This window comes from Allobosea vaviloviae, assembly GCF_001298265.1.
Classification (GTDB): domain Bacteria; phylum Pseudomonadota; class Alphaproteobacteria; order Rhizobiales; family Beijerinckiaceae; genus Allobosea; species Allobosea vaviloviae_B.
The window spans coordinates 25,340-48,549 of sequence record NZ_LGSZ01000037.1; the positions used below are offsets into that span (position 1 = coordinate 25,340).

Below are 23,210 nucleotides of genomic sequence, written 5' to 3' on the forward strand. Positions count from 1 at the left end.
GCAGCGGCCGATCCGGTCGGTCAGGACCAACGCCCAGCCGATCCTCTTTGGATGGGAGAATGGGGCGCATACCCTGCCAGCCGATCGCCTCGACGACGCGGTCTACCGCCAGCGCGCGCGCCAGGTCCGCGATCACGCAGGCTTCCGCAAGAACCTGCTGCTGGCGCTTGCCAACCAGTATGCCGATGCCGACCTATCGCACTGGCCCGAGGCGACGCTGTATAGTGGCGGCTTCATCTCCGACGAACAGATGCGCCTTTCCCGGCGCTGGCATGAGATCGACTGGGCGCAGCGCCCCGCCTTCGCCGACAAGCTGTTCACGGACATCCGGATGCGCGCCTTCGCCAACAGGCAAACGTTCCTTGAAGCCGCCGAGCATCTCTCGCCGGCGGCCTGGGCCAAAGGCCGCGACTGGCTGCGCCATCGCCTCCAGACCGAGGACGATGTGCCGTGGCTGACGCTGTCGAAAGCGCTGAACGAGATCGACGGTCTTCGCGCTCAAACCGAACCTGGCGACGGCGAACGCCTGCGTCAGATCGCGGAGATCGAGTGCTGGGTCATGGAGCGCCAGCAGGAACTGGCGCGGGCGTCTGCAGCCTAGCCCCATCACAGGACGGACAAGGACGAAGGCCCGCGCGCACCCGCTCGTGGGCCTTCATTCGTTCCAGGAAAAGGAGGTCAGCGCTGCCAATTGGGCAGAACCCCACACAAAAGGGACAGACCATGACGGACACCAAGACCAAGAGCAGCCTCACTGACGTGAAAGAAGAGGCGTGGAACGTCTCGATCGTCGACGAGCTCGATGCCATCTCGCGAGAGCGGCCCTGGGGAGATGGCGATGCTGAAAGCTACAGCCTCGTCATGGGCAAGCTTCCCTCACTGCTCGACGTCGCTGCCCGCGGCCGCTACCACGCGGGCCAGGTCGAGCGCTTCCTCGATCTCGCCAGCCGCACGGAGGACCACGGGCTGATCCAGCGCCGCTTGCCGTGGCTGCTTGCGCTCACGATGCTGAACCATGCTGCGACGCTCGGGGTCGCGATTCTGCCGGCCCGCGACACCGTCGACGACTGGATCCGCGGCGACGCCGGCGAGAGTGTCGTTGAGGCGGCGAAGCGGCATCAGAACCAAGCGACCGCCGAACTCGCTCGCGGCGCCTTCAGCCTGGACACGCCCACGGTGAATGCCGCCCTGGAATCCCCGCGGGCCTTCATCGCGGGAGCCGACCGTCTCCTCGCGGTGACCAATGCGCTGGTGCCAAGCAGGGAGGTCGAGGATAGCGGCACGCGGGTCCACTGGCTTGAACGGGGGTCAACGCTGGCTGATTACGTCACCGATCACCTCGACCTCGAATACCGCCTCGATTCCGTCACCCACCATCTGCGCTGGGCCGATCGCTTCGCCGCAGAACTCGAGGATGGCGAGCTCAGCCCGGCGCATCGTGATCGGCTCGGCCGGGCCCAGGCTGGCGCGACGATCCTGGCCCTCGCCGACCTCGCCAGGATCGGGCTCTGGCCCGCTCGCGATCCTGGCGACCATCGCGTCAAGATCCAGGCGCGTGATCTCATGCGGGCGCGGCAGGGTCCGGATCGGCAGAAGGCGATCGTCGAACTCGCCTTCTTAATCGGCGACCAGATGCAGGCGGGCTTCAGCGCGCTTACCGCGCGCCTTAGCGAGGCCGAGGGCTGAGGGGTCTCAGAGCAGCTCCTGGATCCCGGTAGCCAACAACACGGCAACAGGAAGCGCCCAGGACGGCCAAACCTGCTCAGGAGGTCGCAAGACGCCGCCAGGAAGCCACGAGGCTCCCAAATCGCTCGATTCCCGCCGGCGGTCCAAAAGGTTGGTTGGCTTCAGGTAGCCTCCAAGACGGCGTTCGCACCACAGTCCCGACCGAGGACGGAGCCAGGACGGGAACAACACGACAACAGGACGGTCAGGACCGCCTAAGAAGAGATCAAGGCGCTCCCACGGGGGCGCCTTTCTCATGTCCGGAGAGATCGCAGGGAGCAGCGACATGACTGCAACCCACGCAATAAGGATCACTCCGTGACCAACGAAGACAAAGGCGTGCCGGCGCCTACCGCCACCGGCGCCGTCGAGCATGCCCGGCAACAAAGCCCTGGCGATCCCATCGCCATCCTCACCGGCAGCATCGGAGACGACCCCAGCCTCGCAGAGCTCACCGCCTTTCGCGACAGCAGGCCCGATCTTAAGTTCGCAGCCCGGCAGGCCAAGATGTGCCTGGACGAGTCCATGCGGATCCGGCTTGGATCCACTGACGTCGAAGCCGCCCATCGCGTCGCGGCTGGCCTGATGGTGGTCGGCCTCTCCTTCACGGCGCTGGCCTGCACCTGGCCGGCTGACAGCCTGGACGAGGTCGATGCCAAGCTGGCGCTGGCGGAAGTTCGCAAGCCGCATGGTGATGACCAGGAGGACGACTACGCTCCGATGCTCCAAGCCGACACCGCCCGGTTCATCCGGGTGCGGCGCGCCGCCTTCAACGTCGGCGAGCTGATGGTGCCTCCGCGCGCCACCGGGCCGGCCCCGACCGATCGCGGGCTCGTGTCCTGGCCGCTGCAGGGCCTCGACCTGACCCTCCTCCTGCCGCCGCGCGGCGGCGAGCCGGTCTTCGTTTATCAGCAGGCCGGTGCATGGGCCGGTCTCCTGTCGGCACCGCCGGACCTCGATCGCCTGGCGGATCGTGTCGAGCGCCTCCTCGCGACAGCCGATCGGCTGTTCCTGCTGGCCGCGCGCCCGGCAGAGGGCAACGCCGAACTGCGCCGTGCAGCAGAGGGTGCCCAGATCATGGCCTACCTCTGCGCCGCCCAGGTCGCACTCTGGCCGGTCGAGCGCGGCTCGCCTGGGGTCAAGGCCAAGCGAAGGATGGCCAAGGCGATCGACGATCGCGCCTGCCGCAGCGATCCGCTCCACATGCAGGCCACTGTGCGGCACATCTTCGAGGAGGCGACCTGGCTGGCCAAGCTGCTCGGCGCCGAGCGGATGGCCATCAAGATGCCGACTTGGACTGAAATCGTCTGAACGGCGTTCGTCGCGAATGAACATCGCTCGTCGACGGTGAGCGAAGTTCACGACCTAAAAGCAGGCGGCGCCGCGAGGTGCCGCCTTTTCGCGTTGAACCGGGTTCACGGAGGGCCGGACCGGCCACCCCGCGGGACAGTCAGGTTCCGCGGCACCGCGAAACCAGCCCGATGACCAAAGACACATACGATTTCGAATTCGTCGATGAGGGGCTCAAGGCGCGTGTCGTCAGGGCCAAACGGGCGCAAAAGAGCAAGACCGACGGTGCGCAAGACCCACAGGCAAATGCCGATATCCCGGTCGTTGAGGTCTCGGCCGAGATCATCGACGACAGCGCCACCACCATGGCGGTCTACGACCACGCCGCCGTTGAGCGGCAGATCGAGCTTCTGATCGGCAGGCCGTATTATGGCGACAGGGAAGAGTATCTCGGCTCCCCGCTGCCGACCCTGAACGAGTCAGATCAAGCCCGCCTCGACCGCTTGATCGGTCTCCACCACGATCCGCGTGCCGGACGTCGCGAGCTGCTGTTTGGAAGCGACGAGCATCTCGCCAACCTCGCGCGGGCCCGCAGACTCTGTCCGGGCTTCGAAGGCATCATCGACCTGATCATCCGCGCTGTTCACCTCGCGATCCGCACCGGCACGCCGCTATTCGTACCGCCGCTCCTGCTGGTCGGTCCGCCCGGCACGGGCAAGACCCATGCAAGCCGGCAGATCGCCAGCGCGCTTCGAACCGACATTCATTCGGTCAGCTGTGCCACCAACAGTGACGCGCAGGCTCTGGTCGTCGGCCACCCGAGCTCGTGGAAAGCGGCCCGTATGGGCGTTCTAACCGAAGCTATGGCGTCGGGGTCCTCGGCCCAGCCGGTAATCCTGCTTGATGAGGCCGACAAGCTCCAGACCCACTGGAGCGAGAAGCCCTACCACACGCTTCTGACCCTGCTCGAGCGCGAGAACAGCAGCGCCCTCGTCGACGAGTTCGTCCGCGCGCCTTTCAACCTGTCGGGCGCGATCATCATCGCGACCGCCAACGACATCGAGGCGCTGCCCGCCTTCATCATCGACCGCTTCACCACCTTCGCGATCGATCCCCCCGTCGGAAAAGCGCTTCTGTCGGTCACGCGGCTGATCGCCGGGGACGTCGTTGCCGAACTGCGCGATGCGGTGGCGATGCCCTCCGATGACGTCCTGCTGCGGGCGGCGCGGCACAACCCGCGTCGCCTCGGCAAGCTGTTGCGACTGGCCTTCGGCTTCGCGGCGGCCGGCGCGCGCAATGCGTTGACGGTCAGCGACATCGAAGCCGCCGAGGCGCTCGCCATCGGCACGGCGCAAAGCCGACCGATTGGGTTCATCCATCCCATGGCCGATACAGGTGATCGCGGGCGCGAGGGGAAGGCGGAAACCCATCGCGCGCGCGACGGTCGTCAGAAGGCGGGGAAGGAGCATGAAAGTGAGGGCTGAAGGGGAATACCCCCCTGAAAGCCGCTCGACGACGTAACCGAGACCGAACAATGACCACCAAATCGATCACACCACCCGCCGGCACCGGTGCCGGCTTCATCCCGCAGAGCCACCAGACCTCGAAGAAGCAGCCCGGGGTCCCGCTGCTGCCGCCCGGAAGCGCCGGCGCCGTGACGCGCTGGTGGCCAGTGCGCTGGCCCCGGGTCGGCGGCGTCGCGCTCCTGCCGCTGTCGGCTGCTGCCTTCACCAGCGAAGCCTTCCAGAACGCCTACGTCCCCGGCACGCTCGCCTACATCTACTGCGCCGGCTGCGGCGAGGATCACCGGATGCCGCAGGTCGCGACCGGCCTGCTCGGCGTCGCCAGGCGCCTCTTCGCCGCGATCCACAAGGTCTCGGTGACGTCGCAGGTCAAGCTCACCGACCGTGTTCGCGAGCTCAACCGGGATCGCTATGGCAGCATCACCATCAGCGCCGACGGGTACCTCTGCTCCGATCGCGGCTTCGACAACTGGATGCTCCAGCACATCCTGCCCGAGGGCGCAGCCCTCCCCGGCTCGCCGGTCTCGATCGGCAACCGCTGCCTCCCGGTCCGGCTGCCGCTGGGGCTCTCGAAGGACGAGTTCGAGGAGCGCCTGCACCAGCGCATGCACGATGCGTCCCTCAATGCCTGGCTGAAGACGCCCAAGGCGCGGCAGCACTGCACCCAGATCGGATATGCCCCCGCCGAGTTAAGCCGGCAGACGGCCTACGGCTTCGGCGATAGCGTCCGCTTCAGTGAGGCCAAGGAGTTCTACTTCTTCCGCCCAAAATCCGATGACGCGGACCGCCTCATCCGCATCGCCGAGGTCATCATCCACGACTGGGTCATGAACCCAGCGTCTCGCCGCAAGCTCGTCAGCTACAAGTCGCTGGGGCAGGGATACGTCTCGGCGTTACCCGGCGCCTAACTTCAGGGGACATAGAAAGCTTGCTGTCTCCAACGCCGGGCGGGACACCGACTCGGAGAAGACGGCGCTTTATGGTAGAGGTGGTTGGGATCGAAGCGCGATTCGCATTCAGCGCAACGGTGCTACCCAGTTTAACGAAAGGAAATAGGCGAAGAATAACGATCTTCCCGAACGATCATGCCAGTTCGCTCCGTTAATGAGGCGACGTTTGATCGAAGGTTCCGCCACCGTCAGTTCGATGAACATGCCGGGGCGTCGTGTGAATTTGCGAGCTGGGACAGCGAGAATGGACCCGCAGGTGTGAGCGTCGGAACCGCGCTACGCCTCCCGTACTAGGGAAGTGCAAGAACCTAGGCCGAACTCGAGTGCACGGAACCGCATCAGCCTTTGGCCGGTGCCTAACTCTGTGGGCTCTTCGAATGTCAAAACCCTCCCAAGTCACCCTATCTAAATCCGCCTCCTGGTCGGACGTTACGCGTTCTCCCGGAGATACGGTCGAGACGCCGACGCCGGATATCCGGCGTCCTCTAAGCGGGCTGTTTCCGACCGAGAGCGAGATCGCCCGCAGAGTGGGCCAAGATCTTTCTGGATGGCGAGCGCGCGCCACGATTCTCGAGAGGGACGGTCTTCCACGGATCTGCCCTATCATGGGCGCGCGCTACTGGCCGTCAGTAAAAGCCTATTTTGATCACAGATACGGGGTTGGTAATGTCTCTCCGTCCGCCATGGACGGAATGGAGAATCTCGATGCCCTATGAAAAATCGCCCACACCTGGCCTGAAGCGCAGGCGACAGCAGAAGGGGCATGCTCTTTACTGGATCGCCCGCGAAGACATCGTCAAAGCGGGCTACACGCCAAAGAGCGTGCGGTTGCATTACGCCGATACGCCGGAGGAACTGCCGTTGATATCGGCCGCCTGTCAGCGCCTCCAGGCGGAGATGCTGGCTTGGTCAGCCGGCGCAAAGCAGGATTATAAGTCCTTCGACGGGACGATCGGAGCACTTTCGCGCCGTTTCCAGATCGATGATGAAAGCCCGGTCCAAGGCTGGAAGTACAATACCCGCCGCTCGCAGCTGTACATCGTGGGCACGATCGAGGAAGCCTTCGGTGCGCGCGCGCTCACGGCCCTCGGCCTGAAGGATTTCCGGCGCTGGTATGATGCCGCCAAGCTGCCGAAGAAGGCGGGCGGGCTCGAGCGGGTCGATCGAGCGTGCAAGATCATCAAGATGATCCGGGAGATGCTGCGCTATGGCGTGGCGGCCGAACTCGACCAGCCGCAATGCATCCGGCTGCTGACCATTCTTGAATCGACCGAGTTCAAGACGGCCAAGCGCCGGCGGTCCCGCCTCGAACACAATCAGGTCGTCTCCTTTATCGTCGAGGCGGTCGCGGCGAAGCGCATCTCGCTTGCGCTCGGCACGGCGATCCAGTTCGAAACCGGCATGCGGCAGAAAGATGTCATCGGCGAATGGGAGCCTGTCCGGGCGGGCGAAGAGCCTACCGGAATCGTCTTGCGCGGCCGTCGCGGTAAGGGTTGGCGCCGCTGGTGCAACGGCCTGACCTGGGCCGATCTTGGGCGCAGCATGGTGATCTCGAAGGAGACCACGAAGACGGGCGCGATCGTCTCGCACGATCTCAAGATGTTTCCCCTCGTCACCGGCTTGCTCGCTCAGATCCCGGCCGAGCAGCGCATAGGCGCGCTGATCGTCGACGAGACGGCCGGTCGCCCTTATGCCGAGTTCGCCTATGCCCGCGACTGGCGGGTGATCGCGCGCGCCGCCGGGATCCCCGACGCCGTCTGGAATACAGACGCAAGGGCCGGGGCAATCACGGAAGCCGAGGACGCCGGCGCCGAGCTCGACACAATTCGAGGCTCGATTGGCCACACTCAGGCATCGACGACCGCCCGCTACTCCCGAGGAGCGATCGGCAAAAGCCGCGCGATCGCGAAACAACGCAGCGCCTATAGGAATGGCGAGAACAAAGCCTAATCAGGCATGGGGAACGTGTTGGGGAACGTAGGGAACGAGAGTTCAACGGTAGGCCGTCTAACTAGCTGGGTTCCAAAAGATTTTTGGAGCGGGCGATCGGGATCGAACCGACGACATTCAGCTTGGGAAGCTGACGTTCTACCACTGAACTACGCCCGCATGCGTCCGGAGCGGCGCGAGGTCTGCGCCGGAGCAGGCCGTTCATAGCGGCTTGCGGGGCGGGTGTCATCCGGGAATTGGCAACGCCCCGGGTCGATGGCGCGGGACGGGCGCTGCTTTTCAGCTCCGGAAATGCTTCGAGAGCTTGAGCGACTGCCCCTGATAGTTCGAGGTACCGATCTCGCCATAAAGCGCGTCGGGCTCAGCCGCCATGCGCTCAAAGGCGAGCCGACCGACGACCTGGCCATCCTCGAGCAGGAAGGGAACTTCGTGGCTGCGGACCTCCAGCACGCCGCGCGAGCCCGGCAGGCCGCCGGCGCTTGCGCCGAAGCCGGGGTCGAAAAAGCCGGCATAGTGGACGCGGAACTCGCCCATCGTCGGGTCGATCGGCGCCATCTCGGCGGCATAGCCGGCGGGAATGTGAAGTTTTTCCTTGGAGGCCAAGATGTAGAATTGGTGCGGGTCGAGGATGAGGCGCCTGGCGCTACGGGCCGGGATGGGCGTCCAGAAGTCGTCGATCGAGTAGGCTGCGATGCGGTCGACGTCGATGACGTCGGTGAAGCGCTGCGCCTGATATCCAATCGTCTCTCCATTATGAGAGCCCGCGAGGTGGATGCTGAACTGCAGGCCGTTCTGGATGACCGGAACACCGTCGACCAGCGGCGTCTCCCGGTGGATGTCGCGCAACTCCTTGTCGGAGACGCGAAAGCCGATCGCCTCCTCCTGCCCGGAGTTGCGCCGCCGGAAGCGCAGCTGGTTCAGCCGACTGCCCTTGCGCACCTTGATCGAGAAGCTAGCCGGTGAGATTTCGGCATAAAGCTTGCCCGAATAGCCACCGGGCACGGTGTCGAACATGCTGGCACGGTCGGCGATCAACCGCGTGAAGACGTCGAGCCGACCGGTCGAACTCTTCGGATTGGCGAAGGCGGAAATCGTGGTCGGCAGATCATCGAGCGATTCCATGAGCTCAACGACATACACGCAGTTCTTCTCGAGGATGGCGCCACCCTCGAGCGAAAATTCGTCCTGGGTCAGGTCGGAGAGAGCTTTCTCGACGGTCTTGTTCGGACCGGGCAGGAAGCTGGCGCGGACGCGATACGCCTTGTGGCCAAGGCGCAGGTCGATGCTCGCCGGCTGATACTGACTCTCGGCGAAGGCGCCCGAGATCGAGCGGACCATGCCACGCTGGACGAGCTTGCGGATATCCTGGCGCGGCAGCACGCCGGACGGGCCGCTGAGGCTCGACGAGTGCGGGCCCTTCTCGATATCCGCCAGCATGTCAGGAACGGCCATTGATCGGTTGCCCATCTGTGGCGACGACAAACATTCTCTTTGATCGCGCGTTGCGGCGCAGGCGAGTCCCCTAGCACGACTTGTCCACGCGATTCGAGCATCCTGAGCGGGTTGACCGCCCGGCTCCGACGCCGCAAACACGGGGGATGATGGCGGTCGCGGCCGGACCGCCGGCTCGGGAGTCGTGGCGATGTATCAAGCCGAGACGCATGGCGTGCGCGTGACTGCCGTGCCGAGCTTCATGGAAGGCGAATCCTCGCATGCGCAGGGGCGCTATTTCTGGGCCTACACCATGGAAATCCTCAATCTCTCGGCGCAGACTGTGCAATTGATGAGCCGCCACTGGTTCATCACGGATGGACGCGGCGAGGTTCATGAGGTGCGCGGCGACGGCGTCGTCGGCCAGCAGCCGGTGCTGCGCCCGGGCGAGAGCTACAGCTACACCTCGGGCTGCCCGCTGATGACGCCCGATGGCTCGATGCGCGGCTTCTATGCCATGCTCGGCGAGGACGGCGTGATCTTCGACGTCGAAGTCCCGCTGTTTCCGCTCGATTCCCCTTATGTGAAGAAGGTCCTGCATTGACTGCTCCCTCGCCGACCGGTGAGCGCCTCGCGCCGCTCGACATGCTCGCCAAGCTCGTTTCCTTCGACACGGTGAGCCATAAGTCCAACCTGCCGCTGATCGCCTTCGTCGAGGACTATCTGGCGGGCTGGGGCGTCTCCTCGGTCCGCATCCCCAACGCGACCGGCGACAAGGCGGCGCTGTTTGCCACGATCGGCCCGCAAGGTCAGGGCGGCGTGCTGCTCTCGGGCCATACCGACGTGGTGCCGGTCGAGGGCCAGGCCTGGAGCCGAGACCCGTTCACGCTGCATGTCGAGAACGGCCGGGCCTATGGCCGCGGTGCCGTCGACATGAAGGGGTTCATCGCGCTGGCTTTGGCGCTGGTGCCGGATTTCCTGGCGGCCGATCTCAAGACGCCGATCCACCTGTTCTTCTCCTATGACGAGGAGGTCACCTGCCTCGGCGTCGTCGACGGCATCGCGCGCATGGGCGTGGATCTGCCACGTCCGCGCGCCGTGATTGTGGGCGAGCCGACCTCGCTGGAACTCGCCGACGCGCATAAGGGCATCCGCACCTTCTTCACGACCATCACCGGCGTGCCGGCGCATTCCTCGAAGCCGCATCTCGGGGCGAGTGCCGTGCATGGCGGCATCAGGCTGTCGGCCGGGCTGGTTGGTTTCGCCGACGAGCGCGAGGCGAACCCGGACCAGAGCGGCCGCTTCGACCCGCCCTATGACACCGTGCATGTCGGCAAGTTCCATGGCGGGATCGCCCGCAACATCCTGGCGGATCGCTGCGATCTGTCCTGGGAGGTCCGCACCCTGCCGGGCTCCGATCCGGAGGACGTGCCGGCCCGCTTTGCCGCCTTGTCGCAGGAGGTGCTGGCCCGGATGCGCAAGACCGCCCCTTCGGCCACGATCGAGACGGTGATGAGCTCGGACGTGCCGGGCCTCGCGCCCGATCCCGGCTCCGAGGCCGAGACGCTGGTGATGCGGCTGGCCGGCCGCAACAGCACCATCGCCGTCGCCTATGCGACGGAAGCGGGCCATTTCCAGCGGGCGGGGCTGCCGACGATCGTCTGCGGTCCCGGCTCGATCGACCAGGCGCACCAGCCTGACGAATACATCACGCTGGAGCAGTTCGCCACGGGCGAGGCCTTCATGCGCAAGCTGATGGCGGAGTGCCGGGGGTAACGCTTATCCGACACGTCATACTCGGGCTTCGCCGAGTATGACGGCGGACGGCCTTCACTCCCCCGCCAGCCCGTCCTCGACCTCGGTCGCCGCGAAGACATAGCGCCGCGAGCAGAACTCGCAGGTGACGCCGAGCGTGCCGTCATCGGCAACCATCGCCTTGCGGTCCTCGCCTGAGAAGCCGCGCAGCATGCCAAGCACGCGCTCACGCGAGCAGCGGCAGGCTTCGTGAACCAGGGTCGGCTCGAAGACCCGCGCGCCACGCTCGTGGAAGAGCCTGTAGAGCAGACGCTCGCTCTCCAGCAGCGGGTCGAGCAGTTCGTGATCCTCGACCGTCTCGACCAGCGAGCGCGCTTCCGCCCAGGCATCGTCGCTGATCCCGTCGGGATCCGTGTTGGTCAGGATCTCGTGGCCTTCGGGCGCGTCGCCCGGATGCATGTCGGCGGCGCGCAGGCGGTCGACCGAATGCGGCATGAACTGGACCAGGAGCCCGCCGGCGCGCCAATGCCGGCTGCCGCCGGGGCCGACGATCGAACCGACGCCGAGCCGGATCCGGCTCGGGATCTGCTCGGACTGGCGGAAATACTGATGCGCCGCCTCTTCGAGGCTCTGGCGGTTCAAAGCCACCACGCCCTGATAGCGCGTCGTCGCCGAGCCCTGATCGACGGTCATGGCGAGATGACCCTCGCCGAGCAGATCTCCGGTGCTCAAGCTGCCGGCCGCGACCGCGTCCGCAAGCTTCGCCTCGTCGATATGTGCAACGGCGCGAAAACTGTCGGGTGCGTTGAAGTCGACGACCATCATCGAGATCGCCCCGTCGCTCTTGGTCTGGAGCTGGAAACGGCCCTCGAATTTCAGCGCCGTGCCAAGCAGCACGGTCAGTGCCGCGGCCTCGCCGAGCACGCGGGCGACGGGTTCCGGATAGTCGTGCCGGGCCAGGATGGTGTCGATCGAGGAGCCAAGTCGCACGACGCGGCCACGCACGTCGAGATCGGGTACCGTGAAGGGCACGACGCGGTCGTCGAGCGCGGCCAGGCTTTCAAGCGCAGCATACCCCGCGCCGGTGTCGGTATCGGCCATCAGGCGGAGACCCCGCCGAAGCACCAGGCCAGGATGCCCTTCTGGGCGTGCAGGCGATTCTCGGCCTCGTCGAACACGGCCGATTGCGGCCCGTCCATCACGGCGTCGGTGACCTCCTCGCCGCGGCTGGCGGGCAGGCAGTGCATGAAGATGGCGTCCTTTTCGGCGCGGCCGAGCAGGCGCTCGTCGACCTGATAGGGCCGCAGCAGATTGTGGCGCGTGCCTTCCTCGTCGCCCATCGAGACCCAGCAATCGGTGATGACGCAGTCGGCGCCCTCGACCGCAGCTTCGGGCCTCGTGGTCAAGGAGAGCTTCGCGCCCTGCTTCTTGGCCCAGTCGAGCAGGGCCGGCGGGGGCGCCAGTTCCTCGGGCGTCGCGATGGCCAGTTCGAAATCGAGCCGGCCGGCCGCATGCACCCAGGAGGTCAGAACATTGTTGGTATCGCCGGTCCAGGCGATGCGCTTGCCTTTGATCGAGCCCTTGCGCTCCTCGAAGGTCATGACGTCGGCCATGACCTGGCAGGGATGCTGGCGCTTGGTCAGCCCGTTGATCACCGGCACGGTGGCGTATTTCGCCATCTCGACCACGGCATCATGGTCGAGCATGCGGATCATGATCGCATCGACATAGCGCGACAGCACGCGGGCGGTGTCGGCGATGGTCTCGCGCTCGCCGAGCTCGATCTCGCGGCCGGTGACCATCATCGGCGAGCCGCCGAGCTCGCGGATGCCGACATCGAAGGACACGCGGGTGCGCAGCGAGGGCTGCTCGAAGACCATGGCGACGACCTTGCCCTCGAGCAGGCGATCGACAGCGGCATCCGGCGTGCGGCGGCGCGACTTGATGTCCTCGCCGGCGCGCAGGATGGCGCGCAGCTCGTTTGCGGAGAAATCGGAGAGATCGAGGAAATGGCGCGTCACGGGCGCGTCCTTCGCTTACCTGATGAGAGTTGGCTGGACTGAAAGGGTTCTACTCGGCCGCCGGCCGCTTCAGCGCAGCCTCGATGGCGCCGGCGGCACGGTCGAGCCGCGAGACGGCATCCGCGACTTCCGGCTCGCCGATGATCAGCGGCGGCAGCAGGCGCACGACATTGTCGCCGGCGGCCACGACGAGCAGACCGGCGGCGCGGGCCTCGGCGACGAAGTCGGTGTTGAGCGTGTGCAGCTTGAGGCCGAGCATCAGGCCCTCGCCCCGAATCTCGGCGATCACCTCGGGATGCTTGTCCTTGAGCTCGGCCAGAGACTGCTTCAGCCGCAGCGAGGTCTGCGCGACATGGTCGATGAAGCCAGGCGCCAGGATGACATCCAGCACCGCGTTGCCGACCGCCATGGCGAGCGGATTGCCGCCAAAGGTGGTGCCATGCGTGCCCAGCGTCATGCCCGAGGCTGCCTCTTCGGTGGCGAGGCAGACGCCCATCGGGAAGCCGCCGCCGATGCCCTTGGCGACCGACATGATGTCGGGCGTCACGCCCGACAGCTCATAGGCGAAGAACTTGCCGGTCCGGCCGACGCCGGTCTGGATCTCGTCGAAGATCAGCATCAGGCCATGCTCGTCGCAGAGGTCGCGCAGCAGCCGCAGGAAGCGCGACGGGGCCGAGCGCAAGCCGCCTTCGCCCTGGATCGGCTCGACCATCATAGCTGCCGTCTCCGGCCCGATCGCCGCCTTCAGCGCCGCCTCGTCGTCGAAGGGCACCTGATCGAAGCCGTCGACCTTGGGGCCGAAGCCGTCGATGTATTTCTGCTGCCCGCCGGCGGCGATGGTCGCCAACGTGCGGCCATGGAAGGCGCCCTCGAAGGTGATGATCCGGTAGCGCTCGGGATGGCCCTTCGCCGCGTGGTATTTGCGCGCCATCTTGATGGCGCACTCATTCGCCTCGGCGCCCGAATTGGTGAAGAAGGCGCGCTGCGCGAAGGTCGCCTCGCAGAGCCTGCGTGCCAGTCGCTCGCCCTCGGGCATCGTGTAGAGGTTGGAGGTGTGCCAGATCTTGCCGGCCTGCGCCGTCAGCGCCTCGACCAGGTGCGGATGGGCGTGGCCGAGCGAATTGACGGCGATACCAGCGCCGAAATCGAGATAGCGCGTGCCGTCAGCCGTGATCGCCCAGGGGCCTTCGCCGCGCTCGAAAGCGACAGGCGCGCGGGCATAGGTCGGAAGCAGGACGGACTGGGAAGCGGAAACGGGAGCGGGGGCCATGAGATTGAAATCCTCGCGACGGCGATGGGAAGAACGGATTGGCGCTGAGCTGAAACGGTGGTTCGGGTTGACCTGCGGCGCGCTGTGGCAGTTTCACAGCCGCGTGCGACCCGACGACGACGTTATCGTCGCAGCCAGATTCCGACGTCTCGTCGCACCGTCATCCGCATCGTGGAAGACCCTGATCCGTAAAACATAAGCGCCGCCCAAGAGGGCGGCGGCAACACCTCGCAACTATGCTAAAGGGCGCCGCTCCTGTCAATTCCGCGCCGCACCGCTGCCGTCCCCGTTCCGACGCTCTTGCCGCTGCGAGAGTGTTGCCGAAAGGATTCGCTTGACGGCGATCGATCGATTGCCTGGGGGAAAAAACGATTTCCGATTCGCCGACTCTTGTGGCCGAGTCCGGGCATCTTGTATGGTCGGCTTTGTCAGATACGACATCTCGTGCGGCGACCCCAGTACCGTCAGTCTCGGCTGCAACGGCTTCCGTTTAGCGACGGACGCCGCCGGTATCGGATTCCGCCATGATCCGCCCACAGGCCGCCTCCATAGGAGGCGACTGAAGAAGACAGGTGAGCCCGATGAACGAAGCCGGAGCATGGACGGAAGAGCGCGTCGAGCTTTTGAAGAAGCTCTGGAGCGACGGTCTCAGCGCCAGCCAGATCGCGGCCGAACTCGGCAGCGTGACGCGCAACGCGGTGATCGGAAAGGTGCACCGGCTCGGCTTGTCCGGCCGCGCCAAGAACCCGGCCGCCGCCAGCACGCCCCGAACGGCTGCGACGCCGCGCAAGGCGCCGACGCGCTCGCCCAGCCATCCGATGAACAGCCAGGGCAGCCAGGGCGGAATGACCCGCGGCGCCAATGCGCTGGCGCCGCAATATACCGCCGAGGTGGAAGCCGAGACCGAGCAGGCGCCGGCTCCTTCCGAGGATGTGGTGATCCCCTTCTCCGAGCGGGTCACGATCATGGACCTGCGCGAATATATGTGCCGCTGGCCGATGGGCGACCCGACCACGCCGGAATTCCGCTTTTGCGGCGGCCGCTCCCAAACCGGCATGCCCTATTGCAGCTACCACGCCCGCATCGCCTACCAGCCGGCCGCCGACCGCCGCCGGGACCGCGGCAAGGTGGCGCGCGCCTGAAGGTGCAGAGCCCCTGATATCTCGGAGAAAGCCGGCCGCGAGGTCGGCTTTTTCATTGGCAGCCAGCCGGCTCAACGGTGCTGGCGCCGCCCCATCATCTCCAGATGGCGGCTCCAGCGCGAGAGCGCGAAGCAGATCAGCCAGTAGATCGACCCCGAGAAGACATAGGCTTCCATGCTCATGCCGACCCAGGCGGGGTCGGCCAACGAGGCCTGGGCGATGCCGAGCAGATCGAGGATCGAAACGACGAGGACGAGCGTGGTGTTCTTCACCAGGGCGATGAATTCGTTGGTCATCGCCGGCAGCGAGATGCGCAGCGCCTGCGGCAGGATGATCAGCCCGGTCGCCTTCCAATAGGTCAGTCCGAGCGCGGTCGCCGCTTCGCGTTGGCCCGGCGGCAGGGCCTGGAGGCCGCCACGCACGGCTTCCGCCATATAGGCGGCAATGACGAGGCCGAGCCCGATGACGGCGCGCGCCAGGCGGTCGATGCCGATGCCGCCCGGCAGGATCAGCGGCAAAAGCAGCGAGGCCAGGAAGATCACCGCGATGATCGGCACACCACGCCAGAACTCGATAAACAGCACGCTGATCAGCCTGACGACCTTGAGCTGCGACTGGCGGCCGAGCGCGAGCAGGATGCCGAGCGGGATCGCGATCAGGCTGGCATAGACCGAGATGAACAGGGTCAGCATCAGCCCGCCCCATTCGCGAGTCTCGATCGGCCGCAGGCCGAAACCGCCCGACAGCAGCCAGATGCCGAGCGGCGGCAGGACGATCAGCGCCGCGATGGCCGCCTTCAGCCGCAGCCGCGGCGGCGCGAAGACGATGGCGGCCGCTGCGAGGGCGAACAGGATACCGGTCAGGTCGGCCCGCCAGCGCTGGTCCGACGGATAGAGCCCGTACATGAACTGGCCGAAGCGGGCCTTGACGAAGACCCAGCAGGCGCCGCCGGCCGCACAATCGGCCCGGGTCGAACCGCTCCAGGTCGCGTCGATCAGCGCCCAGCGGATGATCGGGATGGCGATCCAGGCCAAAGCGGCCGCGAGCAGCAGCGTGACGAGGCCGGCCGCGGGGGTCGCGAAGAGGCGCTGGCGCCAGAGGGGGAGAGCCGCCGCGCTCATCGGGTCACCAGCGCGATCCTGGCGTTGTACCAGTTCATGAAGGCGGACACGGCCAGCCCGATGACGAGATAGACCGCCAGCGTCATGGCGATGATCTCGATCGCCTGGCCGGTGTTGTTGAGGGCAGAGCCCATGAACAGGCTGACCACGTCGGGATAGGCGATGGCCGCGCCGAAGGACGAGTTCTTGAGCACGTTGAGATACTGGTTCGTCAGCGGCGGGATCATCACGCGCAGCGCCTGCGGGATGGTGACGAGGCGCAGCGTCCGGACAGGCCGCAGGCCGAGCGCAGAGGCCGCCTCGATCTGGCCATGCGGCACCGCCTGGATGCCGCCGCGGACGATCTCGGCGATGAAGCCCGCGGTATAGGTGACGAGCGCGGCCAACAGCGCGACGAATTCCGGGATGACGACGAAGCCGCCGCGATAGTTGAAGCCGCGCAGGACGGGGATATCCCAGCGCGTCGCCAGGCTCGCCCAGGTCACGGCCAGCACCGGCACCAGAACGATCAGCACCAGGCCGATCGCCAGCATCGGCGCATCCTGCCCGGTCCGGTCCTTGCGGCGGCGGGCCCAGAGCGAGACAAGCCCCTGCGCCAGCCATGACAGCAGGATCGCGGCCAGTGCCCAGCGGAAATTTGCGGGCGCATCCGGCAGCGGAATGGTGAGGCCACGGTTGTTCAGGAAGGCGACGCCGAAGACGCTGACGCTGTCGCGCGGCGCCGGCAGCGCGGCGATGACGCCGAAATACCAGAACAGCACGAAGAACAGCAGCGGGATGTTGCGGACGAATTCGATATAGGCCCCGGCCACGGTCGAGAGCAGCCAGTGCGACGACAGCCTGGCGATGCCGACGACGAAACCGAGCGCGGTGGCGAGCACGACCGACACGATGGTGACCAGCATGGTGTTAGCGACGCCGGCCCAGAACAGGTCGAGGACCGTGCTGGCCCTTGTGTAGTCGGTCAGCACGAAGGGCACGTCGATGCCGGAATTGCGCCAGAGGAAGTCGAAGCCCGAGGCGATGCCGGCCTTGACCATGTTCTCCGAGGCGTTGCGCACGAAGAAGATGGTCAGGCCGACGAGGCCGAGCACGAGCGCGATCTGGTAGAACCAGTCGCGGACGCGCTTGTCGTTGAGAAGTGAAATGATGTTCAGCAAAGGCTTCGTTCCTGCGGAACCGCTTCACCGTCATCCCGGGCGGAGCGAAGCGGAGACCCGGGATCCATGCCGGAACGGTTCAGGCATGGATCCCGGATCGGCGCCGCTGCGCGGCTTGTCCGGGATGACCGCGTGATTCCGCGTTCAGACGGAGGCTGCCGCCGCTCTCACTGGAAGGGCGGGGTGAAGAGCAGGCCGCCCTTGGTCCAGAGCTGGTTCTGGCCGCGCTCGAGCTTCAGGCCCGAGCCCATGCCGACGGTGCGCTCGAAGCTCTCGCCGTAGTTCCCGACCTGCTTGATGGCGTTGTACATCCAGTCGTTGGACAGCCCCATCATGGCGCCGAAATTGCCCTCGGCGCCGAGCAGGCGGCGGACTTCCGAGTTCTTCGAGCTCGCCTTCATCTGGTCGGCATTGGCGGAGGTCACGCCGAGCATCTCGGCGGCGATCGTGCCATTCAGCACCCAGCGGACGATCAGCTGCCAGCGCTCGTCGCCCCAGCGCGTCACCGGCCCCTGCGGATCGTTCGAGATCGGCTGCGTCAGGATGATGTGGTCGCCGGGGACCTTGAGCTTGGCGCGTTGGCCGGCCAGCGCGCCGACGCCGGCGGTGTAGGCGTCGCAGCGGCCGGCGTCATAGGCGGCAATGGCGTCGTCGTTCTTCTGGAAATTGGTGATGGTAACCTTGAGGTTGCGCTCCAGGAACCAGTCGGAAGCGTTCTTCTCCTCGGTCGAACCAGCGGCGACGCAGACGGAGGCGCCGTCGAGATCGGCCGCGCTCTTGGCGTTGGTCGCCTTGCGGACGATGAAGGTCTGGCCCTCGTAGAAGTTGATGCCCTGGAAGTTCAGGCCGAGCGAGGCGTTGCGCGAGAAGGTGATGGTCGAGTTGCGCGAGAGCAGGTCGACCTGGCCCGATTGCAGGATCGGCCAGCGCTGCTGCACCGAGGTCGGGGTGAACTTGACCTTCTTGGCGTCGCCGAGAACGGCCGCCGCGAGGGCCTTGCAGTAGTCGACGTCGAGTCCGGTCCACTCGCCCTTGTCGTCGGCGAAGGAGAAGCCGGGCAGGCCGAGATGGACGCCGCATTCGATATGGCCGCGCGCCTTGATCGCATCGAGCGTCGGGCTCGGGGCCAGTTGCTGGGCGCTCGCCAGCGAGGCGCTCGCGGCCAGGATGGCGGTCGCCGCCAGAAGTCTCTTCGTCATCATCATCGTCTCCCCGAAGCCGTCAGCGGCTTTCTGCATTGAGGGCGCGACTATGCAACAGACGCGCCGCGAGCGGTAGCGGGGGGGTGCTCCAGCTTTTCAACTCCCGAACACGGTGTTCAGCTGGCTGCCGACCATGATGAAGGTGGTGCGCTTGGGCATTTCCTTGAGCCGGACCGCGCCGATATAGGTCATGGCCGAGCGCACCCCGCCCATCAGCTCCTGCATCGTGCCCTCGACAGGGCCGCGATAGGGCACCTCGACGGTCTTGCCCTCGGACGCCCGGTATGTCGCGACGCCGCCGGAATAGCGCTTCATCGCCGTGTCCGAGGACATGCCGTAGAAGGTCATCGCGACCGGCACCTGTTCGCCGCCGCGCTCCTCGTAGCGGATGTCGCCCTCGCATTCGTCGTGGCCGGCGAGCATGCCGCCGAGCATCATGAAATCGGCGCCGGCGCCATAGCCCTTGGCGAGGTCGCCCGGCACGGTGACGCCGCCATCGCCGCAGACCAGGCCCTTGAGGCCATGGGCTGCGTCGGCGCATTCGATGATGGCCGAGAGCTGCGGATAGCCGACGCCCGTCATCTTGCGGGTGGTGCAGACCGAGCCCGGCCCGATGCCGACCTTGACGATGTCGGCCCCGGCCAGGATCAGCGCCTCGGTCATGTCGCCGGTGACGACGTTGCCGGCCATGATCGCGGCGTCCGGATACTCGGCCCGCGTCGCCTTGACCGTGTCGACGAATTTCTCGGTGTAGCCGTTGGCGACGTCGAGGCAGATCCTGGCGATCGGCGACTGGGCATGGACCCGAGCGAGCTTGTCGTGGTCGGCCTGCGTCGTGCCCAGCGAATAGAAGGCGTTGGCCGAGCCGGGCTCGCGGAAAAAGGCGATCAGCTCGTCCGGCCCGTAATGCTTGTGCAGCGCCACCATCGCGCCATGGCGCAGCAGGGCGCGCGCCATCGCCATCGTGCCGACCACGTCCATGTTCGCCGCGATCAGCGGGAAGCCGGTCCAATCCTTGCCGGTATGGGCGAAGCGCAGCGTGCGATGGACGTCGACCTCGGAGCGGCTGCCCAGCGTCGAGCGCTTCGGGCGGATCAGCACGTCGCGGAAATCGAGCTTGGGGTCGTTCTCGATGCGCATGATCTGAACCTTCGCGGCTGGCCTGCAGCACGCGCGGTCCGGAGGACGGCCAGGACGGCGTGCGCCGATTCATAACCGCAGGCGGTCGCGCAGGGCAATCGCCTGTACGGCACCGATCAGACCGAAGCCGGCTCGCGCGGGAAGGGGCGCGCGTTCTTGCGGATGGTGTAGAGCGTCGCACCCACGACGATTCCCGCGCCGATCCAGGTCGACAGCGCCGGAATCTCGGCGAAGAAGACGAAGCCGGTGAAGCTCGCCAGGATCAGGCGGCTGAAATCGAGCGGCGCCAGAGCCGCCGCCTCACCGACCTGGTAGGCGCGGGTGATCAGCCATTGGCCGGCGGTGCCAAACAGGCTCAGCACGACCAGCCAGAACCATTGCGCCGCATCGGGCGGGACCCACCAGAGCCAGGTCGGCAGCGCGAGCGCAGCGATCATCACCATGCCCTGCCAGATCAGGATCGTGTCCGTGCGCTCGGTTGACGCCAGCATCCGCACGCTGACGGTGATGCCGGCATTGAGCACGGCGCCCACGACCGCCAGCAACGCAAAGGCGTCCAGCCCCTCCCCGCTCGGCTTCAGCATGACCAGCACGCCGACGAAGCCGATGACGGTGGCGGCCCAGCGCCGCGCATCGAACACCTCCTTGAGAATGATGACGGCGGCAATGGTGACGAACAGGACCTGGCTGAAGCCGATGGCGGTGGCCTGGGCGAGCGGAATCTGGATCACCGCCGTAAAGCCGCAGAGCATGGCGGCCAGTGTGAGCAGGCTGCGGACGATCTGCAGCCCCGGCCTCCTGGTCCGCATCATCAGGCGCAGCCCGCCACCCGCGAAGGCGAAGATTATCAGGCTCATGACGACCTGCCGGATCAGCAGGATCTGGACCAAGGGGATGACGCCGCCGACATGCTTGATGGCGCCGACCATCACCGCATAGACCAAGAGCGCCGAGAGCATGTAGACCGAGCCGCGCAGATTGGCGCTGGCGCTCGCCCACCAGGCGCGAAAGCCCAGGCGACCTGCAGCGGAATAGTCGTCCGAGAGACCCGTCGGGATCGTCCCAGGCGGCTGGGAGCGCCCGCCGGGGTCAAACGCCTCGTCAGGTTCGGATCGGCGCGGCAGCGGCTCGGTTTCGGCTGCTCCGTCCGCGTCGGCCGGACGGCCCTGCCGCCCGGTCTGCCGTTCTTCGCTCATCGACCTCGACCATTCGCCGACGTCTGTGACGCCTGGCCCGTTTGTTTCGTCCCCGACTGACGTGATCGACGAAACGCGCCGCTTTCGCCAGAGGCCGCGGGGCATGGCCGGGTTGTCCTGCCGGGTCGTGCTGGCTGGGTCGCGCCGCAGCGATGCGCCGGCAGGGCAGGCGCGGCATGCCTCCCGGGGGCTTCGCGGTGCCCTTTATGCGGTCTAGGAGAACGCGGCACCTCGGAGCCTCGAATCCACGGCATGACGATCTCCCATCCCCGCCCCGCCGAAGCAGGACATCCTGCCTGTGCCGCGCCGTGGCGTGGCGGCCGCTGGAGCGCCGGCACGCGCGGATGAAGCAGCTTCTCTCCGATTTCGGCGATGGCGTGCGGGCGCTCGCCCCGGCACGCTTCCCCTATCGCCGCTTCATGCTGGCGCTGCTGCTCGGCGGCCTGGGCGGCTGGCTCTTCGTCCAGGCCAAGCTGCCGCTGCCCTGGATGCTGGGCTCGATGGTGGTCTGCACGACGGCGGCGCTGCTGCGCTGGCCGGTCGCGGCGCCCCCGGTCATCCGGCCGCCGATGACCATGGTGATCGGCGTCATGCTCGGCGCCTCGTTCAAACCCGAGGTCGTCGCGCAGCTGCCGAACTGGCTGCCGACGCTGATCGGCCTCGTCGTGTTCATGTGCGCCTGCGGCCTGGCCTGCGTCGGCTATTTCCGGAAATTCGCAGGCTTCGATCCGGTGACGGCCTTTTTTGCCGGCATGCCGGGCGGATTGCTCGAGATGGTCACGCTCGGCGAGGAAAAGGGTGGCGATGCGCGGATCATCGCGCTGATCCACTCCGCCCGCATCCTCCTGGTGGTGATGACGCTGCCCTTCATCGTGCAGTGGATCGGCGGCGTCTCGGTCAGCGGCAGCCGCGTCGCGGGGCCGTCGATCATGCAGACGCCGCTGCTGGCCGAGCTGATCCTGCTCGCCTGCGGCCTGCTGGGCATCGTCGTCGGACAGATGCTGCGGCTGCCGGCCAAGTTCCTGCTCGGGCCGATGCTGGTCAGCGCGCTGGTCCATGTCTGCGGCCTGAGCGATTCGGTGCCGCCCTTCGAGATCGTCAACGCGGCCCAGCTCATCCTCGGCATCACCATCGGCTGCCGCTTCGTCGGCACCGCGCCGCGCCTGATCCTGCGCATCCTCGCCTTGTCCGTCGGCTCGACGGTGATCCTGGTCTCGCTGACGCTCGGCTTTGCCTGGCTGGTGGCTACCGTCTCGGTGCATGGCCATGTCGCGCTGATCCTGGCCTATTCGCCCGGCGGCCTCGCCGAGATGAGCCTGATCGCTCTGGCCCTGCACACGGAAGTCGCCTTCGTGGCGGCGCACCACATCATCCGCGTCTTCCTGGTGATGATCGCGGCTGGCCCGCTCTTCGGCGTGCTGATCGGCCCCCGCAAAGCGGGCGACACGCAGCGGGACGCGTGAGCCCCGGCTCGCTCAGCCCCGCGATCGGCCGAAGGCGCGCTGCCGCAGCAGCCGCATCAGGAAGGCCGGATTGCCGAGGATGTATCGGCGCCAGAGCCGGCGCGGCTCGAGCCAGAGCCGGTAGACCCATTCCAGCCTCGTCCGGCGGATCGCTTCGGGCGCACGCGGCACCTCGCCGGCGAAGAAATCGAACAGCGCGCCGACACCGGCGGCAACCGCGCAGTGCTGCGGACCGAGCTTGTCGGCGATCCATTTCTCCTGGACCGGGTTGCCGAAGGCGACGAGCAGCAGGTCGGGCGGTGCAGCCTTCAGGTCCGACAGCAGTCCCGCCTCCTCGGACGAACTGAAATAGCCATGGCTGACGACACGGAACGCGTGACGCGGGAACTGTCTCGCCAGGCGCTCGGCGGCGCGATCGGCGACGCCGGGGCGGCCACCGATCAAGCCCACGCGCAAGGATCGTGCTTCCGTCGCAAACAGGGCGGGGATGAAATCGGTGCCGTTGAGATTGGCCGGGAAGGGCGCGCCATGCAGCAGCCAGCCGCCGATATCGACGCCGATGCCGTCGGCCAGCACCAGGAAGCTGGAGAGGCTGCGCAGCAAAGCGGCATCATGGGCCGCCACATTGACGAGATTGGCGTTGCAGAAGGCGAGCTTGACGTGGCGGCCGGTGGCCATGGCGTCCGAGAGCTCGGCCAGCGCCGCAGCCTGCGTCAGCACCGCGATGCCGACGCCGCCGACGTCGCGAACCTCGAAGCCGCCTGGGCTCCGGGCAGCACCCTGTCTCGCGATGGCTATCGTCAGGCTGGCAGGCACGGTGTCGATCGATCCTGTTGCGTTGCGCGATCAGTGGAATTGGCGATTACGTCAT

General features: G+C 66.5%; 21 protein-coding genes and 1 tRNA gene. 10 read left to right on the forward strand and 12 right to left on the reverse strand.

The window, feature by feature from the left end; translation table 11 throughout:
- Positions 1–10: 10 nt before the first annotated feature.
- The 5 genes from AE618_RS29250 to AE618_RS11335 all read left to right on the forward strand — a co-directional run bounded on the left by AE618_RS29250 (position 11) and on the right by AE618_RS11335 (position 5,446).
- Positions 11–601, forward strand: a complete 591-nt coding sequence (locus AE618_RS29250) for a hypothetical protein (protein WP_248310838.1) — start codon at positions 11–13, stop codon at positions 599–601.
- Positions 602–723: 122 nt separating this feature from the next.
- Complete coding sequence (locus AE618_RS11320; protein ID WP_054209181.1) at positions 724–1,686, forward strand: hypothetical protein; 963 nt, start codon at positions 724–726, stop codon at positions 1,684–1,686.
- A gap of 357 nt (positions 1,687–2,043) precedes the next feature.
- Positions 2,044–3,036: a hypothetical protein gene (locus tag AE618_RS11325; protein ID WP_054209182.1), complete on the forward strand. Its 993-nt coding sequence runs from the start codon at positions 2,044–2,046 to the stop codon at positions 3,034–3,036.
- Between the two features lie 170 nt (positions 3,037–3,206).
- Entirely contained in the window at positions 3,207–4,499 is a 1,293-nt protein-coding gene (locus AE618_RS11330; protein WP_054209183.1) for an AAA family ATPase, read from the forward strand.
- 50 nt (positions 4,500–4,549) lie between these two features.
- Complete coding sequence (locus tag AE618_RS11335) at positions 4,550–5,446, forward strand: hypothetical protein (RefSeq protein WP_054209184.1); 897 nt, start codon at positions 4,550–4,552, stop codon at positions 5,444–5,446.
- Positions 5,447–5,554: 108 nt separating this feature from the next.
- On the opposite strand, the gene AE618_RS27955 is transcribed toward AE618_RS11335, so the two are convergent.
- Entirely contained in the window at positions 5,555–5,692 is a 138-nt protein-coding gene (locus AE618_RS27955; RefSeq protein ID WP_156330224.1) for a hypothetical protein, read from the reverse strand.
- A 501-nt stretch (positions 5,693–6,193) separates the two neighbouring features.
- On the opposite strand from AE618_RS27955, the gene AE618_RS11340 reads away from it, so the two are divergent.
- The gene (locus tag AE618_RS11340; RefSeq protein WP_054209185.1) at positions 6,194–7,438 is read left to right on the forward strand and encodes an integrase; all 1,245 of its coding nucleotides are present in this window, start codon (positions 6,194–6,196) and stop codon (positions 7,436–7,438) included.
- Positions 7,439–7,522: 84 nt separating this feature from the next.
- Here AE618_RS11340 and AE618_RS11345 read toward each other — a convergent pair.
- Positions 7,523–7,597: transfer RNA gene (locus tag AE618_RS11345), tRNA-Gly, on the reverse strand.
- A 120-nt stretch (positions 7,598–7,717) separates the two neighbouring features.
- Positions 7,718–8,890, reverse strand: a complete 1,173-nt coding sequence (locus AE618_RS11350; RefSeq protein ID WP_282568507.1) for a 2'-deoxycytidine 5'-triphosphate deaminase — start codon at positions 8,888–8,890, stop codon at positions 7,718–7,720.
- Between the two features lie 190 nt (positions 8,891–9,080).
- Here AE618_RS11350 and apaG point away from each other — a divergent pair, with 190 nt between their 5' ends.
- Positions 9,081–9,473: a Co2+/Mg2+ efflux protein ApaG gene (apaG, locus tag AE618_RS11355; RefSeq protein WP_054209222.1), complete on the forward strand. Its 393-nt coding sequence runs from the start codon at positions 9,081–9,083 to the stop codon at positions 9,471–9,473.
- Positions 9,470–10,645 carry an acetylornithine deacetylase gene (gene argE, locus AE618_RS11360; protein ID WP_054209187.1) on the forward strand — a complete coding sequence of 392 codons (1,176 nt, stop codon included), beginning with the start codon at positions 9,470–9,472 and terminating at the stop codon, positions 10,643–10,645. Before apaG ends, argE begins: the two co-directional genes overlap by 4 nt.
- Positions 10,646–10,699: 54 nt before the next feature.
- Here argE and AE618_RS11365 read toward each other — a convergent pair whose 3' ends face one another.
- Genes AE618_RS11365 through AE618_RS11375 form a run of 3 tightly spaced genes read right to left on the reverse strand, consistent with a single transcriptional unit; the run spans position 10,700 to position 13,915 of the window.
- Positions 10,700–11,725 (reverse strand): Hsp33 family molecular chaperone, encoded by a 1,026-nt coding sequence (locus AE618_RS11365; RefSeq protein ID WP_054209188.1) that lies wholly within the window; start codon positions 11,723–11,725, stop codon positions 10,700–10,702.
- Positions 11,725–12,645 carry an ornithine carbamoyltransferase gene (argF, locus tag AE618_RS11370; RefSeq protein WP_054209189.1) on the reverse strand — a complete coding sequence of 307 codons (921 nt, stop codon included), beginning with the start codon at positions 12,643–12,645 and terminating at the stop codon, positions 11,725–11,727. The genes AE618_RS11365 and argF overlap by 1 nt, the downstream gene beginning before the upstream one ends.
- A gap of 49 nt (positions 12,646–12,694) precedes the next feature.
- Positions 12,695–13,915 carry an aspartate aminotransferase family protein gene (locus AE618_RS11375; RefSeq protein ID WP_054209190.1) on the reverse strand — a complete coding sequence of 407 codons (1,221 nt, stop codon included), beginning with the start codon at positions 13,913–13,915 and terminating at the stop codon, positions 12,695–12,697.
- 581 nt (positions 13,916–14,496) lie between these two features.
- On the opposite strand from AE618_RS11375, the gene AE618_RS11380 reads away from it, so the two are divergent.
- Positions 14,497–15,057, forward strand: coding sequence for a GcrA family cell cycle regulator (locus AE618_RS11380; protein WP_054209191.1), 561 nt, complete (start codon positions 14,497–14,499; stop codon positions 15,055–15,057).
- 71 nt (positions 15,058–15,128) lie between these two features.
- Here AE618_RS11380 and AE618_RS11385 read toward each other — a convergent pair whose 3' ends face one another.
- From AE618_RS11385 to AE618_RS11405, 5 genes are all read right to left on the reverse strand, one after another.
- Positions 15,129–16,178, reverse strand: coding sequence for an amino acid ABC transporter permease (locus AE618_RS11385; protein ID WP_054209192.1), 1,050 nt, complete (start codon positions 16,176–16,178; stop codon positions 15,129–15,131).
- On the reverse strand, positions 16,175–17,338 hold the full coding sequence (locus tag AE618_RS11390) for an amino acid ABC transporter permease (RefSeq protein ID WP_054209193.1): 1,164 nt from the start codon (positions 17,336–17,338) through the stop codon (positions 16,175–16,177). The genes AE618_RS11385 and AE618_RS11390 overlap by 4 nt, the downstream gene beginning before the upstream one ends.
- Before the next feature lie 167 nt (positions 17,339–17,505).
- A complete protein-coding gene (locus AE618_RS11395; RefSeq protein ID WP_054209223.1) occupies positions 17,506–18,537 on the reverse strand; it encodes an amino acid ABC transporter substrate-binding protein in 1,032 nt (343 codons plus the stop codon).
- Between the two features lie 99 nt (positions 18,538–18,636).
- Positions 18,637–19,680, reverse strand: a complete 1,044-nt coding sequence (locus tag AE618_RS11400) for a GMP reductase (protein WP_054209194.1) — start codon at positions 19,678–19,680, stop codon at positions 18,637–18,639.
- A 116-nt stretch (positions 19,681–19,796) separates the two neighbouring features.
- Positions 19,797–20,876, reverse strand: a complete 1,080-nt coding sequence (locus AE618_RS11405) for a DMT family transporter (RefSeq protein WP_054209195.1) — start codon at positions 20,874–20,876, stop codon at positions 19,797–19,799.
- A 344-nt stretch (positions 20,877–21,220) separates the two neighbouring features.
- Here AE618_RS11405 and AE618_RS11410 point away from each other — a divergent pair, with 344 nt between their 5' ends.
- Positions 21,221–22,339, forward strand: a complete 1,119-nt coding sequence (locus AE618_RS11410) for an AbrB family transcriptional regulator (protein WP_054209196.1) — start codon at positions 21,221–21,223, stop codon at positions 22,337–22,339.
- Positions 22,340–22,351: 12 nt separating this feature from the next.
- Here the strand turns inward: AE618_RS11410 and AE618_RS11415 are convergent, their stop codons facing one another.
- Positions 22,352–23,155, reverse strand: coding sequence for a WecB/TagA/CpsF family glycosyltransferase (locus tag AE618_RS11415; protein ID WP_248310835.1), 804 nt, complete (start codon positions 23,153–23,155; stop codon positions 22,352–22,354).
- Between the last annotated feature and the right edge of the window lie 55 nt (positions 23,156–23,210).

What these genes read in the sequence shown, in the direction of transcription:
- AE618_RS11320 (WP_054209181.1), top strand. Translation starts at nt 724, where the DNA reads ATGACGGACACCAAGACCAAGAGCAGCCTCACTGACGTGAAAGAAGAG.
- AE618_RS11330 (WP_054209183.1), top strand. Translation starts at nt 3,207, where the DNA reads ATGACCAAAGACACATACGATTTCGAATTCGTCGATGAGGGGCTCAAG.
- AE618_RS11335 (WP_054209184.1), top strand. Translation starts at nt 4,550, where the DNA reads ATGACCACCAAATCGATCACACCACCCGCCGGCACCGGTGCCGGCTTC.
- AE618_RS27955 (WP_156330224.1), bottom strand. Translation starts at nt 5,692, where the DNA reads ATGTTCATCGAACTGACGGTGGCGGAACCTTCGATCAAACGTCGCCTC.
- AE618_RS11340 (WP_054209185.1), top strand. Translation starts at nt 6,194, where the DNA reads ATGCCCTATGAAAAATCGCCCACACCTGGCCTGAAGCGCAGGCGACAG.
- AE618_RS11350 (WP_282568507.1), bottom strand. Translation starts at nt 8,890, where the DNA reads ATGGCCGTTCCTGACATGCTGGCGGATATCGAGAAGGGCCCGCACTCG.
- apaG (WP_054209222.1), top strand. Translation starts at nt 9,081, where the DNA reads ATGTATCAAGCCGAGACGCATGGCGTGCGCGTGACTGCCGTGCCGAGC.
- AE618_RS11365 (WP_054209188.1), bottom strand. Translation starts at nt 11,725, where the DNA reads ATGGCCGATACCGACACCGGCGCGGGGTATGCTGCGCTTGAAAGCCTG.
- AE618_RS11375 (WP_054209190.1), bottom strand. Translation starts at nt 13,915, where the DNA reads ATGGCCCCCGCTCCCGTTTCCGCTTCCCAGTCCGTCCTGCTTCCGACC.
- AE618_RS11380 (WP_054209191.1), top strand. Translation starts at nt 14,497, where the DNA reads ATGAACGAAGCCGGAGCATGGACGGAAGAGCGCGTCGAGCTTTTGAAG.
- AE618_RS11385 (WP_054209192.1), bottom strand. Translation starts at nt 16,178, where the DNA reads ATGAGCGCGGCGGCTCTCCCCCTCTGGCGCCAGCGCCTCTTCGCGACC.
- AE618_RS11395 (WP_054209223.1), bottom strand. Translation starts at nt 18,537, where the DNA reads ATGACGAAGAGACTTCTGGCGGCGACCGCCATCCTGGCCGCGAGCGCC.
- AE618_RS11400 (WP_054209194.1), bottom strand. Translation starts at nt 19,680, where the DNA reads ATGCGCATCGAGAACGACCCCAAGCTCGATTTCCGCGACGTGCTGATC.
- AE618_RS11405 (WP_054209195.1), bottom strand. Translation starts at nt 20,876, where the DNA reads ATGAGCGAAGAACGGCAGACCGGGCGGCAGGGCCGTCCGGCCGACGCG.
- AE618_RS11410 (WP_054209196.1), top strand. Translation starts at nt 21,221, where the DNA reads ATGAAGCAGCTTCTCTCCGATTTCGGCGATGGCGTGCGGGCGCTCGCC.